General features: G+C 68.2%; 14 protein-coding genes, 1 tRNA gene and 1 riboswitch. Of the genes, 12 read left to right on the forward strand and 3 right to left on the reverse strand.

Features of this window, described 5'->3' with window-relative positions:
- The first annotated feature begins 1 nt into the window (after position 1).
- Positions 2 to 2,209 carry an aldehyde oxidoreductase molybdenum-binding subunit PaoC gene (gene paoC, locus SJY20_RS11085; protein WP_380786988.1) on the forward strand — a complete coding sequence of 736 codons (2,208 nt, stop codon included), beginning with the start codon at positions 2 to 4 and terminating at the stop codon, positions 2,207 to 2,209.
- 162 nt (positions 2,210 to 2,371) lie between these two features.
- Here paoC and SJY20_RS11090 read toward each other — a convergent pair whose 3' ends face one another.
- Positions 2,372 to 3,100 carry a queuosine precursor transporter gene (locus SJY20_RS11090; protein WP_380786989.1) on the reverse strand — a complete coding sequence of 243 codons (729 nt, stop codon included), beginning with the start codon at positions 3,098 to 3,100 and terminating at the stop codon, positions 2,372 to 2,374.
- A gap of 59 nt (positions 3,101 to 3,159) precedes the next feature.
- Here SJY20_RS11090 and SJY20_RS11095 point away from each other — a divergent pair.
- The 6 genes from SJY20_RS11095 (at position 3,160) to bluB (ending at position 11,726) form a co-directional block, all read left to right on the forward strand.
- Positions 3,160 to 3,236: transfer RNA gene (locus SJY20_RS11095), tRNA-Arg, on the forward strand.
- 78 nt (positions 3,237 to 3,314) lie between these two features.
- Positions 3,315 to 3,539: riboswitch (cobalamin riboswitch) on the forward strand.
- A gap of 181 nt (positions 3,540 to 3,720) precedes the next feature.
- Complete coding sequence (locus tag SJY20_RS11100) at positions 3,721 to 5,646, forward strand: TonB-dependent receptor plug domain-containing protein (RefSeq protein WP_380786990.1); 1,926 nt, start codon at positions 3,721 to 3,723, stop codon at positions 5,644 to 5,646.
- A gap of 35 nt (positions 5,647 to 5,681) precedes the next feature.
- Positions 5,682 to 6,725: a cobalamin biosynthesis protein CobW gene (gene cobW, locus SJY20_RS11105; protein ID WP_380786991.1), complete on the forward strand. Its 1,044-nt coding sequence runs from the start codon at positions 5,682 to 5,684 to the stop codon at positions 6,723 to 6,725.
- The gene (cobN, locus tag SJY20_RS11110) at positions 6,725 to 10,498 is read left to right on the forward strand and encodes a cobaltochelatase subunit CobN (protein WP_380786992.1); all 3,774 of its coding nucleotides are present in this window, start codon (positions 6,725 to 6,727) and stop codon (positions 10,496 to 10,498) included. Before cobW ends, cobN begins: the two co-directional genes overlap by 1 nt.
- Positions 10,498 to 11,106, forward strand: coding sequence for a cob(I)yrinic acid a,c-diamide adenosyltransferase (gene cobO / locus SJY20_RS11115; RefSeq protein ID WP_380786993.1), 609 nt, complete (start codon positions 10,498 to 10,500; stop codon positions 11,104 to 11,106). The genes cobN and cobO overlap by 1 nt, the downstream gene beginning before the upstream one ends.
- A complete protein-coding gene (gene bluB / locus SJY20_RS11120; RefSeq protein ID WP_380788664.1) occupies positions 11,100 to 11,726 on the forward strand; it encodes a 5,6-dimethylbenzimidazole synthase in 627 nt (208 codons plus the stop codon). Before cobO ends, bluB begins: the two co-directional genes overlap by 7 nt.
- Here bluB and SJY20_RS11125 read toward each other — a convergent pair.
- On the reverse strand, positions 11,723 to 12,550 hold the full coding sequence (locus tag SJY20_RS11125; RefSeq protein ID WP_380786994.1) for an ABC transporter substrate-binding protein: 828 nt from the start codon (positions 12,548 to 12,550) through the stop codon (positions 11,723 to 11,725). The genes bluB and SJY20_RS11125 overlap by 4 nt on opposite strands.
- A 96-nt stretch (positions 12,551 to 12,646) precedes the next feature.
- Here SJY20_RS11125 and SJY20_RS11130 point away from each other — a divergent pair, with 96 nt between their 5' ends.
- Together SJY20_RS11130 and SJY20_RS11135 are read left to right on the forward strand one after the other, a co-directional pair.
- Entirely contained in the window at positions 12,647 to 13,654 is a 1,008-nt protein-coding gene (locus SJY20_RS11130) for a FecCD family ABC transporter permease (RefSeq protein WP_380786995.1), read from the forward strand.
- The gene (locus SJY20_RS11135) at positions 13,648 to 14,424 is read left to right on the forward strand and encodes an ABC transporter ATP-binding protein (RefSeq protein WP_380786996.1); all 777 of its coding nucleotides are present in this window, start codon (positions 13,648 to 13,650) and stop codon (positions 14,422 to 14,424) included. Before SJY20_RS11130 ends, SJY20_RS11135 begins: the two co-directional genes overlap by 7 nt.
- On the opposite strand, the gene SJY20_RS11140 is transcribed toward SJY20_RS11135, so the two are convergent.
- Positions 14,421 to 14,963, reverse strand: coding sequence for a histidine phosphatase family protein (locus SJY20_RS11140; protein ID WP_380786997.1), 543 nt, complete (start codon positions 14,961 to 14,963; stop codon positions 14,421 to 14,423). The two genes, SJY20_RS11135 and SJY20_RS11140, sit on opposite strands and share 4 nt — an antisense overlap.
- Positions 14,964 to 15,029: 66 nt before the next feature.
- Here SJY20_RS11140 and SJY20_RS11145 point away from each other — a divergent pair, with 66 nt between their 5' ends.
- The 3 genes from SJY20_RS11145 (at position 15,030) to SJY20_RS11155 (ending at position 16,529) form a co-directional block, all read left to right on the forward strand.
- Entirely contained in the window at positions 15,030 to 15,245 is a 216-nt protein-coding gene (locus SJY20_RS11145) for a CbtB-domain containing protein (RefSeq protein WP_380786998.1), read from the forward strand.
- 13 nt (positions 15,246 to 15,258) lie between these two features.
- Positions 15,259 to 15,969: a CbtA family protein gene (locus tag SJY20_RS11150; RefSeq protein ID WP_380786999.1), complete on the forward strand. Its 711-nt coding sequence runs from the start codon at positions 15,259 to 15,261 to the stop codon at positions 15,967 to 15,969.
- A gap of 77 nt (positions 15,970 to 16,046) precedes the next feature.
- Positions 16,047 to 16,529 carry a TspO/MBR family protein gene (locus tag SJY20_RS11155; RefSeq protein ID WP_380787000.1) on the forward strand — a complete coding sequence of 161 codons (483 nt, stop codon included), beginning with the start codon at positions 16,047 to 16,049 and terminating at the stop codon, positions 16,527 to 16,529.
- The last annotated feature ends 21 nt before the right edge of the window (positions 16,530 to 16,550 follow it).

Below are 16,550 nucleotides of genomic sequence, written 5' to 3' on the forward strand. Positions count from 1 at the left end.
CATGAAGTTCGACACACCCGCGACGACCAACCCGATCGACCAGCTGAAGGTCGTCGGCCACCCCCACGACCGCATCGACGGCAAGTTCAAGACCACCGGCACCGCGCCCTACGCCTATGAGCATCACGATGCCGTCCCCAACCAGGCGTATGGCTATGTCGTCGGCTCGGCGATCGCGACCGGCCGCATCACGCGGATCGACCTTGCGGCTGCAAAGGCCGCACCCGGCGTGCTGGCGATCGTCACCGCCGACAATGCCGGCAAGCTGACCAAGGGCAGCTTCAACACCGCCAATCTGCTCGGTGGTCCCGAAATCCAGCATTACCACCAGGCGATCGCGCTGGTCGTCGCCGAGACCTTCGAACAAGCGCGCGCCGCCGCGAACCTCGTCCGCGTCGACTATGCCCGCACCAAGGGTCGCTACGACCTTGTGTCGGAACTCAAGACCGCGCCGCTCCACGCAGACGGCAAGGACAAGCCGCCGGTCGACCGCGTAGGCGATTTCGAGACCGCGTTCGCCAAGGCGCCGGTGACGATCGATTCGCGCTACACGACGCCCGACCACAGCCATGCGATGATGGAGCCGCATGCGACGATGGCGTCCTGGGACGGTGACAAGGTCACCCTCTGGACCTCCAACCAGATGATCGCATGGGGCAAGGGCGACGTCGCCAAGACGCTCGGCATCCCCAAGGAGAACGTCCGCCTGATCGCACCCTATATCGGCGGCGGTTTCGGCGGAAAGCTGTTCGTCCGTACCGATGCGATCATGGCCGCACTAGGTGCCAAGGCGGCGGGCCGTCCGGTCAAGGTCGCGCTGCAGCGGCCGCTGATGTTCAACAATACCACCCACCGTCCCGCGACGATGCAGCGCATCCGCATCGGCGCGACCAAGGACGGCATGATCACCGCGATCGCGCATGAAAGCGGTTCGGGCGATCTGCCCGGCGGCGGTCCCGAGACCGCAGTGTCGCAGACCCGGCTGATGTATGCAGGCGCCAACCGCCTGACGTCGATGCGCCTCGCGGTGCTCGACCTGCCGGAGGGGAACGCGATGCGCGCACCGGGCGAAGCGCCCGGCCTGATGGCGCTCGAAATCGCGATGGACGAGATGGCCGAGAAGCTCGGCATGGACCCGGTGAAATTCCGCGTCCTCAACGACACGCAGGTCGATCCGGAGAAGCCAGAGCGCCGCTACTCGCATCGCCAGTTGATTCAGTGCCTGGAACAGGGCGCCGACAAGTTCGGTTGGGTCAAGCGCAACGCCAAGCCGGCACAGGTTCGCGACGGCAACTGGCTGGTCGGGATGGGCATGGCCGCGGGCTTCCGCAACAACATGCTGATGAAGTCCGCGGCGCGGGTCGGCATCGACAGGAAGGGCATCGTCACCGTCGCCACCGACATGACCGATATCGGCACCGGCACCTACACGATCATCGCGCAGACGGCTGCCGAGACGATGGGCGTCGACATGGACAAGGTGACCGTGCTGCTCGGCGATTCGAGCTTCCCGGCTTCGGCCGGCTCGGGTGGCCAGTGGGGCGCGAACAACTCGACCGCCGGCGTCTATGCGGCGTGCATGAAGCTGCGCGAGGCGATCGCCCTCAAGGCCGGGTTCAACTCGGCCGACGTGCAGTTCGCCGACGGCAAGGTGCGCTCAGGCAACCGCTCGATCTCGCTAGCGGAAGCGGCTGGCGACGCCGGGCTCTCGGCAGAGGACGCGATCGAATACGGCGACCTGGGCAAGAAGTACCAGCAGTCGACCTTCGCGGGTCATTTCGTCGAGGTCGGTGTCGACATGTACACCGGCGTGGTCCGCATCCGCCGCATGCTCGCGGTCTGCGCCGCCGGGCGCATCCTCAACCCGAAATCGGCGCGCAGCCAGGTGATCGGCGCGATGACGATGGGCGTCGGCGCCGCGCTGATGGAGGAACTCGCGGTCGACAAGCGCTTCGGCTTCTTCGTCAACCACGACCTCGCCCAGTATGAAGTGCCGGTCCACGCCGACATCCCGCACCAGGAAGTCGTGTTCCTCGACGAGGTCGACGAATTCTCCTCGCCGATGAAGGCCAAGGGTGTCGGCGAACTCGGCCTCTGCGGCGTCGGCGCCGCGATCGCCAACGCGATCTACAACGCCACCGGCGTGCGGGTGCGAGACTATCCGATCACGCTCGACAAGCATCTGGCGAAACTGCCCCTGGTCGCGTGAGCGTGTTTATGGGGTGACGCCACCCCGCACACAACCCCGGCGGAGGCCGGGGCCCAGTTGAGGGACGAAGGTAACGAAGCGCGCTCTTTCGTTACGACACTCTTTCCAACTGGGCCCCGGCCTCCGCCGGGGTAGTCGCTTTTACGACGGTGCCTCCCGTGCCTAGACCCCGGTCCGAAACGGCGAAAAGTCCGTATCCCGGTCGAACACATCGACCCCCTCGCGCGCCTTCAACCACCCCACCGCAGCGTAGGTAACCGGCGTCAGCACGACCTCCCACCCCACCTTCAGCGCCCACTGAGTGAACAACACCGTGACGACCAACGCCGGCGTCCATCCCGCCGCCCCCCAGAACGCGAGCGGATAGAAGATCAGGCTATCCACCCCCTCGCCCAGCACCGTCGACCCGATCGTCCGCGACCACAAATGCCGGCCTGCGGTCCAAACCTTCATCCGCGCGAGCACATAGGAATTGACGAACTCGCCTGCCCAGAACGCGCAGACGCTCGCCGCCACGATCCGCGGCACCTGCCCGAACACCGTCGCGTACGCCGCCTGGTTGGTCCATGTCGGTGCCGGCGGCAGCGCCACCACGATCCACGCCATGAACGCCATGAACACCACCGCGGCGAACCCCGCCCAGATCACGCGCCGCGCCCGCGCGTAACCATAAACCTCGGTCAGCACGTCGCCGATCACGTAGCTGACGGGGAAGAACAGGATTCCCGCTCCGAACGGCCAGTCGCCCACGACCGGCAGATGGATGACCGCGACCTTGCCCGCGCCGATCACGTTCGACAGCAGCAGGATCGTCACGAACGCGGCCATCACGAAATCGTAGTAGCGAAACTGCGCCGCGCTCGCCGCCACGGGTATGGGCTGGTCTTTCATGGTCACGACTATGATCGCGGTTCCAAGCCCGTGCAATCCGCGCTAATCGACCATCGTGCGCGCCCGTAGCTCAGTTGGATAGAGCAAGGAGCTTCTACCTCCTCGGTCGGGGGTTCGACTCCCTCCGGGCGCGCCAATTCCCCCACGTTTCAAATCCGATTGGCCGCCGCCGAACTTTGCGATAGGGCGAGCGTCGGACCACGGTGAGACCCGCGGTCCGAATGATTGCGCCGGTGCCTCGAAAGAGGCTTAATTGCGGAATGCGGTGCGGACGGCTCGCCTGTCCAACGCCGCGGCTGTCCCTGCAACTGTAAGCGGATAGCGAGATATGCACGCCCGGCGTTCGCGCCGGGCAGCCACTGGGTCCATCGACCTGGGAAGGCGCGTATCGAGCATCGACCCGTGAGCCAGGAGACCTGCCGGCGCTGTCGCTCATGCTTTGGTCCAGGGGATGGCCCAGGCACGGACGAACTCCGTTCGAGCGACGAACTTGCGGCCGGGGTCGCAGGCGGGGGCGAGGCAGCCGGGCGTTCGCGTCCGTTCGGTCGTGTCGGCTCCGACGTTCGCGCACGCGAGAACGACCCCAGTCGCGTCGTCGAAACGACGCGGGGGACCTGTTCATGAAGACCATTTTCGTATCAATGCTGGCGCTCGTCGCCGCCACGCCCGCGCTCGCGCAGAGCGATCCAACCTTGCCGACGCGCGATGCGGAGGGGAACGAGATCGTCGTCACCGCCTCGCGCTCGGGCGACGGCACACAGGTCCGCGACCTGCCCGCCTCGATCACGCTGATCGACAACGATGCGCTGCAGCAGCGCCAGACCCGTATCCTGTCCGATGTGCTGCGCGACGTTCCCGGCGTCGCGGTCAGCCGCACCGGCGCGATCGGCGGGATGACGCAGGTCCGCATCCGCGGCAGCGAGAGCAACCATGTCCTGGTCCTGATCGACGGCATCAAGGCGTCCGATCCGTATAATGGCGAGTTCGATTTCGGCACGCTGATCACCGACGAAGCCGCCAAGGTCGAGGTTCTCCGCGGCCAGCAGTCCGCGCTGTACGGCTCGGACGCGATCGGCGGCGTGATCCAGTACATCACGCTGACCGGCCGCGAGGCGCCCGGCATATCCCTACGCGCCGAGGGCGGATCGTTCGGCACCGCATCGGGCGGCGCGCGCTTCGCCGGCGCCAGCGACACGCTCGACTATGCACTGTCGAGTTCGCTCTACCGCACCGACGGCACGCCGACCGCGCGCGACGGCGATCGCGACATCGGATCGACCAGCATCGGCGCCAGCGCCAAGGTCAGCTGGACGCCGTCCGCGATCTTCAAGCTGACCGGCGTCGGCCGCTACAGCTACACCGATGCGCAGACCAACAACTCGGCGCTCGACGGCCCGCTGTTCGGGTACACAGTCGACAGCCCCGGCGTGCATTTCCGCAACGACGCATTCTATGGCCTCGCCCGCGCCGAACTGACGCTCGCCGACGGCCGCTGGACCAATGCGCTGACCGGCCAGTTCGCCGACACCACGCGGAAAAGCTATACCGCCGCCGGCCTGGACTTCGGCGACAAGGGACAGCGCTACAAGGGATCGTTCGAGAGCAGCTACCGGCTCGACACCGGCAAGCTGGTCAGCCGCATCACCGGCGCGGTGGATTTCGAACGCGAGCAGTTCCGCAACACCACGCCGTCCGAATTCGCATTTCAAGGCCGCCGTTCGACCGAGAACTGGGGCTTCGTCGGCCAGTATGAAGGCACGATCGACGCGCTGACCGTCGGCGCATCGCTGCGCCGCGACCAGAACAACCGCTTCGCCGACACCACCACCTATCGCCTCCAGGCCGGCTACCGCCTGCCGTTCGGCCTTCGCGCACGCGGCGCGTACGGTACCGGCGTCAAGAACCCCGGCTATTCCGAACTCTTCGGCTATTCCGACGGCCGCTATATCGGCAACCCCAACCTCAAGCCCGAGAAGTCGAAGGGCTGGGAAGCGGGCGTCGACCAGGAGATCGGCACCCGCGCGACGATCGGCGCGACCTATTTCGACAGCAAGCTCGAGAACGAGATCTACACCACCTACCCCGCCCCCGATTTCGTCGCGACGCCGGACAACCGCGACACGCTGTCGCGCCAGCACGGCGTCGAGGTCTTCGCCTCCGCGCGGCCGATCGACCAACTTCGCTTCGATCTCGCCTATACCTGGCTGCACGCCCGCGAGGACGGCTTGATCGAGGTACGCCGCCCGAAGCATGTCGCCAGCGTCAACACCACGGTGTTCAGCCCCGACAAGCGCTTCTCCGGCACGCTGACGGTGCGCTACAATGGTCGCCAGGCGGATGTCGCCTTTACCGATCCGAGCTACGTCCCGGTCCGCGTCTCGCTGCAGGAATATGTCCTGATCAACCTGAACGCCGACTATAAGCTCAGCGATCGCCTCTCGGTGTTCGGCCGGATCGAGAACGTCACGAACGAGGATTACGAAGAGGTGTTCAGCTTCGCGACCCCCGGCCGCGCGGCTTATGGCGGGATCCGTGCGAACTTCTGATCATCCTGCGTGAGCATCGAACGAGGACAAGACGCATGAAGATACCAACTACGATCGTCACCGGGTTCCTGGGCGCCGGCAAGACCACGCTGATCCGCCACCTTCTCCAGAACGCGAAGGGCCGCCGCCTCGCGCTGATCGTCAACGAATTCGGCGATGTCGGGGTCGATGGCGAGCTGCTGAAGGGGTGTAACGACGCCGCCTGCCCCGAGGACGACATCGTCGAACTCGCCAATGGCTGCATCTGCTGCACCGTCGCCGACGATTTCCTGCCGACGATGATGAAGCTGCTCGACCGCACCAACCCGCCCGAACACATCATCATCGAGACCTCGGGCCTCGCGCTGCCCAAACCGCTGATCAAGGCGTTCCAGTGGCCCGACATCCGCACCCGCACGACGATCGACGGCGTCATCACGCTGATAGACGCCGATGCGGTCGCCGCCGGGCGCTTTGCCACCGACGAGGCCGCGCTGGCCGACGCCCGTGCGGCGGACCCGTCGCTGGATCACGACAGCCCGCTCGAGGAACTGTTCGACGACCAGCTCGCCTGTGCCGACATGGTCGTGCTCAACAAGGCCGATCTGGTCAGCCCGGTCGTGCTGGCGCGGGTCGAACACCAGATCCGCGAACAGATGCGCGACGGCGTGAAGATCGTCCGCGCGGATCACGGCGCAGTCGATGTCGGCGCGCTGCTCGGCATCACCGCGGCGGCAGAGGACGATCTAGACGCCCGCCCCTCGGTCCACGACGGCGAGGCCGAGCACGACCATGACGACTTCGACAGCTTCGTCATCGGCGGAACCGAACTGGAAAGCGTCGAGCCGCTGCTGCGCGTACTCTCCCGCCTGATCGAGCACCACGACATCCTGCGCGTGAAAGGCATCGTCGCGGTCCACGGCAAGCCCGCGCGGATGGTGATCCAGGCGGTCGGTCCCCGCGTGCAGCATTACTTCGACCGCCCGTTCCGCGACGACGAACCGCGGCGCTCGCACCTCGTCGTGATCGGGCAAAAGGGTCTCGACGAGGCGGCAATATCGGTTGAGCTGCGCGGCGCGCTGGGGGCCGGCATCCGCTGATGCACCTGCTGGCCGCCACCCCGGGCACGGTATCGAACGGCGACGAGGCGATCGACCTCGCCCAGTCGCCGGGCGATATCGTGATCCTGACGGTGGCGGACAGCGACCTCGCCTGTTTCGCCCGCGCCGCCGCGATTATCGGCAGCGGCGAACACGGCCGCCCGAACGTCCGGCTCGCCAACCTGCTGCAGCTGAAGCACCCCTATTCCGTCGACCTCTATGTCGAACAGGTGGTCGCGCACGCCCGCTTCGTCTGCGTCGTGCTGCTCGGCGGCAAGAGCTACTGGCCCTACGGCGTCGACGAGATCGCCGCGGTCGCCCGCGCGCACGGCATAGCCTTCGCCGCGGTCGCCGAGGGGCACGAGGTCGACCCGGCGCTCGATGCCGCCTCGACGGTATCGGCCGACATCCTCCAGCGCCTGCGCGACTATCTCCGCCAGGGTGGCGTCGCCAACGCGACCGGCTTCCTCAAGACCGCCGCACGGCTGATCGGACGCGAGGTCGGCGTGCCCGACGATCCGGTACCGCTCCCCGATGCCGGGCTGTACGTCGCCGGGATCGAGCGACCGACGCTCGACGACGCCCGCGCGCACTGGGTCGCGGGACGTCCGGTCGCGCTGCTCGTCTTCTACCGCGCGCTGGTCGCCGCGGGGACCATGGACGCCGTCGACGCGATGACCACGGCGTTTCGCGCCCGCGGCCTCAACGTGCTGGCCGCGCATGTCCGCTCGCTGAGAGAACCCTATGCGGTCGACTGGCTCGGCGGGCTGATCGACGCGACCGCACCGGACGTCGTCGTCAACGCGACCGCGTTCGCCGCCACCTCCCCGGGCGAGAACCGCGTGTCCGGGGTGCTGGAACGCGCCGATTGCCCGATCCTGCAAGTTGCGTTCGCCGGTGTCGAACAGGGCGATTGGTCGGTATCCGCCCGCGGTCTCGGCCCGCGCGACCTCGCGATGAACGTCGCGCTGCCCGAGGTCGACGGCCGCATCTTCACCCGCGCCGTCGCATTCAAGGCCGCCGAGCGGTTCGACGCGCGCACCGAATGCGGCATCGTCGTCCCCCGCGTGGTCCCCGACCGCGTCGACTTCGTGGCAAGGCTGGCGGCGAACTGGGCGATGTTGCGGCAGACCCCGGTCGGGGATCGCCGCGTCGCGCTGGTGCTCGCCAACTACCCCAATCGCGACGGCCGGATCGGCAACGGCGTCGGCCTCGACACGCCCGCCAGCGCCGCGGCGATCCTGACCGCGCTCGGCGAGGCAGGCTATGCCGTCGATGGCGCGCCCCGTGACGGCGCCACGCTGATGGACACGATGCTCGCCGGCCGGACCAACGATCTGGGCTCGGTCGGCCGCGCCCGCGAAACGCTGTCGCTCGCCGACTACGCCGACGCCTTCGCCGCCCTCCCCGCCGCCGCCCGGACCGCGATAACCGAGCGCTGGGGCGAACCCGCCGCGGAGCCGTTCGTACGGGACGGCGCGTTCCAGCTCGCGGTCCACCGGTTCGGGCATGTTGCGGTCGCGGTGCAGCCGGCACGCGGCTACAACATCGATGCCAAGGCGACCTATCACGACCCGGCGCTGCCGCCGCCGCACGCCTATCTCGCCTTCCACGTCTGGCTCGACCGCAGCTTCGGCGCGCAGGCGGTCGTGCATGTCGGCAAGCACGGCAATCTCGAATGGCTGCCGGGCAAGGCACTCGCCCTGTCGGACACCTGCTTCCCGGAAATCTGCGCAGGCCCCGTCCCGCAGCTCTATCCCTTCATCGTCAACGATCCCGGCGAAGGCACGCAGGCGAAACGCCGGATCGGCGCGGTGATCGTCGACCACCTCACCCCGCCGCTGACCCGCGCCGAGAGCTATGGCCCGCTCAAGCAGCTCGAGGCGCTGGTCGACGAATATTACCTCGCCGCGGGCATGGACCCACGCCGCGTCGACCGCCTGCGTCGCGACATCCTCGATCTCGCCCAGGGCGCCGGGCTCGACACCGATGCCGGGATGATCGGCGAAGGCGACGACGCACTCGCCGCGCTCGACACCTATCTCTGCGAGCTGAAGGAAATGCAGATCCGCGACGGTCTGCATGTGTTCACGCAGTCGCCGGAAGGGCGGTTGCGCCGCGACCTGTTGGTAGCGCTGGCGCGGACTCCGCGTGGTTACGACACGCCGGGCCAGGCCTCGCTGCTGCGCGCGATGGCGGACGATCTGGAGCTGAAGTTCGACCCGCTCGACTGTGTGATGGGTGATGTCTGGGAGGGCGCGCGTCCGGAGGTTTTGGCCGCAGTCAGCGACGATCCATGGCGGACCAAAGGCGACACTGTCGAGCGGCTGGAACTGCTGGCAGCCGATCTCGTCACCGCCTTGTTCCCCCGCGAAGGCGGAGGCCCAGTCTGGGCCCCCGCCTTCGCGGGGGAACAAGGTACGCACACCACGGCCGTTCTGGCCAACATCCGCGACAACCTAGCCCCTCGCGTCGACGCCTGCGGCCCAGCCGAGAAAACCGCCATCCTCGCCGGCCTGGACGGCCGCTTCGTCGCCCCCGGCCCCTCCGGCGCCCCAACCCGCGGCCGCCCCGAAGTCCTCCCCACCGGCCGCAACTTCTACTCGGTCGACACCCGCGCAGTCCCCACTGCAGTCGCCTGGGACCTCGGCCAGCGCTCCGCCGCGTTGCTCGTGGAGGATTATTTCCAACGCGAGGGCGAATACCCCAAAGCGATGGCGCTCTCCGCCTGGGGCACCGCCAACATGCGGACCGGCGGTGACGACATCGCGCAGGCGCTAGCGTTGATGGGCGCGCGGCCCCGCTGGGACTGGACCTCGGGCCGCGTGATCGGGTTCGAGATCATCAGCATCACCGAGCTCGGCCGCCCCCGCGTCGACGTCACGTTGCGCATCTCGGGGTTCTTCCGCGACGCCTTCCCCGAACAGATCGACCTCGTCGATTCCGCCGCCCGCGCAGTCCACGCCCGCGATGAATCCGAAGCCGAAAACCCCGCCGCCGCCCGCGTCCGCCGCGAAACCGCCGCGATGATCGACGCCGGCACCGACCCCGGCACCGCCGCCCGCCGTGCCGGCACCCGCATCTTCGGCTCCAAACCCGGAGCCTATGGCGCCGGGCTGCAGGCGATGATCGACGAGAAACTCTGGCACGACCGAGCGGATCTGGCGGACATCTACCTCGAATGGGGCGGCTATGCATACGGCGCCGGCATCGAAGGCGACCGCGAACGCGACCTGTTCGAGACCCGTCTCGCCACCGTCGACGCGGTGGTCCAGAACCAGGACAACCGCGAACACGATTTGCTCGACAGCGACGACTACTACCAGTTCGAGGGTGGCATCGCCGCCGCGGTCGAGCAGTTGCGCGGCACCGCCCCGGTCTCCTACCACAACGACCACAGCCGCCCCGAACGCCCGGTGATCCGCACCCTCGCCGACGAAATCGGCCGCGTCGTGCGCGCGCGCGTAACCAACCCCAAATGGATCGCGGGCGTGATGCGCCACGGCTACAAGGGCGCGTTCGAGATCGCGGCGTCGGTCGACTATCTCTTCGCCTTCGCCGCCACCACGAGCGCGGTGAAGGACCATCATTTCGACGCGGTCTATGCGGCCTTTATCGAGGACGAACACGTCCGCGACTTCATGGCCGACGCGAACCCCGCAGCGCTGCGAGAAACCGCGGCACGGCTCGCCGAAGCGCTGAACCGCGGCCTGTGGAAACCCAAATCGAACAGCGCGAGCATCGTGCTCGCCGACCTTTCAGGAGCATCATGATGGCCGTACGCACCGACGAAGACCACAACGCCAAGATGGCGAAGCTCAAGGCCGCGCACGATCGCATCGTCGAGGGCAAGACGCTCGAGAAAGGCCTGCTGATCGTCCACACCGGCAAGGGCAAGGGCAAGACCTCAGCCGCGCTCGGCATGGTGCTGCGCGCGATCGGCCACGGCATGCGCGTCGGCGTCGTCCAGTTCGTGAAGGGCGCGTGGGAAACCGGCGAGAAACCGGTGTTCGACCGCTTCCCCGACCTGGTCGAGTTCAAGCCGATGGGCGAAGGCTTCACCTGGGACACCCAGGACCGCGCCCGCGATATCGAGGTCGCCCGCGAAGGCTGGGAAGAGGTCAAGCGGATGATCGCCGATCCCGCCTACAAGATGGTGCTCGCCGACGAACTCAACATCGTGCTGCGCTATGATTACCTACCGCTCGACGAAGTGCTCGAGGTGCTGGCGAACAAGCCCGCCGACAAGCACGTCATCGTCACCGGCCGCAACGCCCCGCAGGCGCTGATCGACATCGCCGACCTCGTCACCGAGATGACCTTGGTCAAGCACCCGTTCCGCGAACAGGGCGTGAAGGCGCAGGCCGGCATCGAATATTGAGCGGACCGCCGACCTTCGACGCGGCGTTTGGCGAACAGCTGGAAACGCTGTTCGCGTGGCGGCGTGACGTCCGCCGGTTCCGCCGCGACGCGCTGCCGCCGGGCGCGGTGGATCGGCTGCTCCACCTCGCCGATCTCGCGCCGTCGGTCGGCAACGCCCAGCCCTGGCGGTTCGTGCTGCTCGACCCGGCGCAGCGCGCGGCGCTTGCCGATCATGTCGATGCCGCCAGCGAAACCGCGGCCCGCGCCTACGATCCGGATCGCGCGACCGCCTATCGCGCGCTGAAACTGCACGGCCTCCGCGAAGCGCCATCCGCGATCGCGGTCTTCTGCGACGAGGCACCGGCCGCCGGCCACGGCCTCGGCCGCGCGACGATGCCGGAGATGCTACGCTATTCCTGCGTGATGGCGATCCACACCATCTGGCTCGCCGCCCGCGCGCAAGGGATCGGCCTGGGCTGGGTCTCGATCCTCGATCCCGATACGGTCCGGACGATGGTCGGCGCCGATCCGTCCTGGTCGCTGATCGCGATCCTGTGCCTGGGCTGTCCCGAACAGGATACCGAGGAACCCGAGCTGCAGCGCCTCGGTTGGCAGGCGCGCGAACGGCGTCCGCGCTAGCGTGCCCGGTCCGCCGCGCGGACCTGCTCCGCCAGCATCGCCACCGCGCGCGGAAACGCGGGACTGCCGCATACCGTCAGCGACTGCGGTATGTAGAACCGGTGTGACGCCGGAACCGCGGCGTCGAGGATGGGATGGTGCAGCGCCGCGGTCCCGCGGTCGGCTACCACCCGCGTACCACCATCCATCACCAGGAAGTCCGGCCGCTCCAACGCCATCTCTTCGAGCGACAGTCGCGACAGCGCAGGCCGCCCCAGCTTCCCCGCCAGGTTCACCAGCCCGACCCGCTGCATCATGTCGTCGACGCGCGTCCCCGTGCCCGTCAGAAAGCCGTTGCGCTGGTAATAGGCGGCGATCCGCCCCCGCCCGGGCGGCGGCCCGATCCGCGCCAGCTCGCGTCGCATCCCCGCGATCAGCGTACGCCCCCGCGCCGGATGGCCGACAGCCTCGGCGATCGTCGTGATCGACGCCTCGATGCCCTCCACCCCCTCGCCCTTGGGGAGTTCGACCATCCGGACGCCCTGCGCCTTCAGCGGCGCGAGCACCGCCTTGGTCCGGAACGGCGCGCCGATGACGAGGTCGGGACGTAGCGCCATCACCTCCTCGGCGGTGCGATGCGTGAACGGGAATGCGCGCGCCTGCACCGCGACGGCCGACAATTCCGGATCGCGCGCCCATTCGGTCAGCGCGGCGATCTGCCCCGGATCGGCCAGCGCCACCAGCAACTGGTCCGCGCACATGTTGAGCGACACCACCCGCTTCGGCGCAACCGGAGCTGGCGCGGCTGCAAGAAGCGCAAGCGCGGCGATCGCAATCACAGGCATGGCGCGCACTAGGTTTCCTCCGACAAGCCAGCTATCGATCGTGCGACACCCGGGACACCTTCGTGACGGGTCTGACCGATCTTGACGAGGTCTGCCGTGCCCAAAGCTGCCCCCGCGCGCAATGCCGCGTGGCTGTTTCCCCTGCTGATCGTCCTGGCGATCGTTGCCGGATGCGCCTCGCTGCTGTTCGGCCCGGCCCGGCTGTCGCCGTCGGTGCTGTGGGATGCACTGACCGGACAGGGCGACCCGATGGTCCGCGCCATCCTGTTCGAGCTCCGGGTGCCGCGCGCGCTGCTCGGGCTGCTGATCGGCGCGATGCTCGGCCTCGGCGGCGCGTCGATGCAGGGCTATCTGCGCAATCCGCTTGCCGACCCCGGGGTCCTCGGCGTGTCGAGTGCCGCGGCACTCGGCGCGGTCGTCGCGATCTACTGGCAGCTCGCCACGGCGCATCCGATCGCGCTGCCGCTGCTCGCGATCGCCGCTGCGCTCGTCTCGCTGCTGCCGCTGGTCTGGCTGTCCCGGCGCGGCGAGAGCCCGCTGAGCCTGATCCTTGCCGGCATCGCCATCGCCACGCTGGCGGGCGCCGGTATCAGCCTCGCGCTCAACCTCGCGCCCAACCCGTTCGCGGCGATGGAGATCACCACCTGGCTGCTCGGCAGCCTCGAGGATCGCGCCTTCGCAGACGTCTGGATCGCACTGCCGTGCGTGGCGATCGGCATGGCCCTGCTGCTGTGGGACGCCCGCGCGCTCGACGCGCTGTCACTCGGTGAAGATGCCGCGCGCACGCTCGGCGTCGACCTGTCGCGCGTCCGCCTGCGGCTGATGCTGGGGATCGCGATCGGCGTCGGCGGCGCGGTCGCGGTGGCCGGCAGCATCGGCTTCATCGGGCTGATCGTGCCGCATCTGGTCCGCCCGCTGACCGATCGCAGCCCGTCGGCGGTGCTCCTGCCCTCCGCGATCGCCGGTGCCGTGCTACTGACCTTCGCCGATATCGGCACGCGGCTGATCCCAACCACCTCGCCGCTGAAACTGGGCGTGCTGACCGCGTTCCTCGGCGTGCCCGTCTTCATCCACTATCTGCTCAAGGAGCGCCGCCTGTGGTGACGATCGCTGCGCACGCGCTGTCGGTCAGCCTCGCTGGAACGCGCGTGGTCGACGACATCTCGATGGCGCTGGAAGGCGGCGCGCTGGTCGGCATCGTCGGTCCCAACGGAGCCGGCAAGTCGACGCTCGCACGCGCGCTGCTCGGTCTGCTGACGCCTGATTCCGGCAGCGTGACGATCGACGGCGAGGATGTCGCCGCCCTCTCCAGCGCCGCGCTAGCCACGCGCGTCGCCTATCTGCCCCAGGACCACGCCGTGCACTGGCCGCTCTCGGTCGAACGCCTCGTTGGTCTCGGTCGCCTGCCGCATCTCGGCCCCTTCTCCCGGATCACGCCGGCGGACCAGACCGCCATCGACGCGGCGATGCGCGACACCGGGACCACCCACCTCGCCGGCCGCACCGCCACCGAATTGTCGGGCGGCGAGCGCGCCCGGGTCATGCTCGCCCGCGCGCTGGCCACGGGTGCGCCTGCGCTGATTGCAGACGAACCGCTGACCTCGCTCGATCCCGGCCACCAGCTCGAGGTCATGGCGCTGCTGCAGGATCATGCACGCCGCGGCGCGCTGGTCGTCATCGTCCTCCACGATCTCGGCATGGCCGCGCGGTTCTGCGACCGGCTGCTGCTGATCGACCGCGGAACGCTGAAGGCCGACGGTCCGCCCGGCGCGGTGCTGACCGACCACGCGCTCGCCGAGACCTACGGGATCACGGCATGGCGCGGCACCGTGCTCGGCCAGCCGCTGCTCGTCCCGCTAGACCGCATCCCCTAGTCCGACAGCCGCCCGCCTAGCCGCTGCAACCGCCATCCGCGGTGCCGTGACAGCACCGCGGTGGACAGCGGCGGGATATCGATCCGCATTGCGGCCTCGTCCGCGATGCCGATCGTCACCGCCAGTATCGCCCGGATCACCATCGGATGCGTGACCACGACCTGCGGCACCGCGGCATCGTCGAGGCTCCCGATCCAACGGTCGACGCGCGCGCAGACCGAAGCGAACCCTTCCCCATCGGGCGTCCCCATCCACGGCCGTGCGAGCCACCCGGCGAACGCGTCGGGCGCATCGGCATGCACCTCGGCGAAGCTCCGCCCCGCCCAGCTGCCATGATCGATATCGCGCAATGCCTCGACGACCACCGGCGCAGGATGCAGCATCGCCGCCGTCTGCCGCGCCGCGCGGTACGGGCTGGTCGCAACGGTATCGAACCCGACGTTTAAGGTCGCCCCGCCCTCGACAGCTTCGTCCGCCGCCGGAAACCCGCCGCGACGCATCGATTCGGTCGCGCCGTGGCAAAGCAACACGAGCTTCACGAAGGCATCCCTTGTTGCTGACCACCCCTTGGCATAGGACTGCACTGCTAACGACTGGAAGGCGCCATGGCTACGCAACCGATCTACGCTACCGGCCGCAGCGATGCGCCGGCCATTCCCTTCGCCGATATCGCCCCCTGGGCCATCTTCGGCGGCCTGATCGCGCTCATCCTGCTGTACTTCGTCAGCACCGAACAGGGTGCCTTCGCACTGTTCAAAGGCATGTACGTCCACGAGTTCGTCCATGACGGCCGTCACCTGCTTGGCTTCCCCTGCCATTGACGACGGCTGATCGATGATCGTCCGCCGATTGCTGATCGTCGGCATGGTCGCGGGCGTGCTCGCCGGCCTCGTCGCGGCGCTGTTCGCCAGGCTCGCGATCGAGCCCTCGGTCGACCTCGCGATCGCGTTCGAGGGTGCGCGCCACACCATGCACGCCGACGAACCCGAACTCGTCAGCCGCGCCGTACAGAGAGGGACCGGGCTACTGGTCGCGGCGACCTGCTACGGGGCTGCGCTGGGCGGCATCTTCGCGCTGGTCTTCGCCGCCCTGAACGCCCGCGTGCTGCACGGCGGGGCCCGCGTTGGCAGCGCCTGGCTGGGGTCGATCGGCTTCGTGACGATCGCGCTGATCCCGGCGCTCAAATATCCGCCCAACCCGCCAGCGGTCGGCTTCCACGACACCATCCAACTGCGTACCGCGACCTTCTTCGCCTGCATCGCGATCTCGATAGCGCTTGCCAGCGCCGCGGTGATCCTCGCGCGACGCCTGAGCCCCCGCCTCGGCACGTTCGACGCCGCGCTCGCCGGCCTGTTCGCCTACGGTATCGCCATGGCGATCGCAGCGGCGGCTCTCCCGACGATCAACGAAGTCCCGCCAGATTTCCCGGCGACGCTGTTGTGGACGTTCAGGCTCGGTGCGCTCGCAACCCAGGCCATCCTGTGGGCGGTCCTGGCGCTGGTCTTCGGTCGCGCCGCTGATCGGGTCCTCCGCGAAGCGATCTGACGCTCACCGGATTACCTGGGCTCGATCTTCGGAACGACCAGATCAGAATCAATAGGCCGCACAGGACACCCGACACGATGGACAATGCAACGTGGATGCCGATCGCCGTCGCCGCCGGAGTGGCGATAGTCCTGGGCGTTCTCGGCGGACTGATGACGCCGATCGGGCCGTGGTATCGCGACCTCCTCAAACCCTCGCTGCAGCCGCCGAACTGGCTGTTCGGACCGGCCTGGACGATCATCCTGGGGCTCGCGGCTTGGTCGGCGGTGATCGCCTGGAACGCCGCGCCCGACGCCACCACGCGGTTGCACGTCATCATCCTGTTCGCGGTCAACGCGGTGTTCCACGCCTTGTGGAGCCCGTTGTTCTTTCGCGCCCGCCGTCCGGACTGGGCGCTGGTCGAGGTCGTGTTCCTGTGGGCATCGCTGGTCGCGCTAGTCGTCGGGCTGTGGCCGATCTCGCACCAGGCCAGCCTGTTGATCCTGCCCTATCTGGCGTGGGTCAGCTTTGCCGCATGGCTGAACTCGGCGATCGTCCGACTGAACCGCCCGTTCGCCTGATCATTAGGCACGACCGCAAGT

This window comes from Sphingomonas sp. R86521 (genome assembly GCF_042466235.1).
Classification (GTDB): Bacteria; Pseudomonadota; Alphaproteobacteria; order Sphingomonadales; family Sphingomonadaceae; genus Sphingomonas.

Excerpts from the sequence above, each read along its gene's own strand:
- paoC (WP_380786988.1), top strand. The coding sequence starts at position 2 with ATGAAGTTCGACACACCCGCGACGACCAACCCGATCGACCAGCTGAAG.
- SJY20_RS11090 (WP_380786989.1), bottom strand. The coding sequence starts at position 3,100 with ATGAAAGACCAGCCCATACCCGTGGCGGCGAGCGCGGCGCAGTTTCGC.
- SJY20_RS11100 (WP_380786990.1), top strand. The coding sequence starts at position 3,721 with ATGAAGACCATTTTCGTATCAATGCTGGCGCTCGTCGCCGCCACGCCC.
- cobW (WP_380786991.1), top strand. The coding sequence starts at position 5,682 with ATGAAGATACCAACTACGATCGTCACCGGGTTCCTGGGCGCCGGCAAG.
- cobN (WP_380786992.1), top strand. The coding sequence starts at position 6,725 with ATGCACCTGCTGGCCGCCACCCCGGGCACGGTATCGAACGGCGACGAG.
- cobO (WP_380786993.1), top strand. The coding sequence starts at position 10,498 with ATGGCCGTACGCACCGACGAAGACCACAACGCCAAGATGGCGAAGCTC.
- SJY20_RS11125 (WP_380786994.1), bottom strand. The coding sequence starts at position 12,550 with ATGCCTGTGATTGCGATCGCCGCGCTTGCGCTTCTTGCAGCCGCGCCA.
- SJY20_RS11145 (WP_380786998.1), top strand. The coding sequence starts at position 15,030 with ATGGCTACGCAACCGATCTACGCTACCGGCCGCAGCGATGCGCCGGCC.
- SJY20_RS11150 (WP_380786999.1), top strand. The coding sequence starts at position 15,259 with ATGATCGTCCGCCGATTGCTGATCGTCGGCATGGTCGCGGGCGTGCTC.
- SJY20_RS11155 (WP_380787000.1), top strand. The coding sequence starts at position 16,047 with ATGGACAATGCAACGTGGATGCCGATCGCCGTCGCCGCCGGAGTGGCG.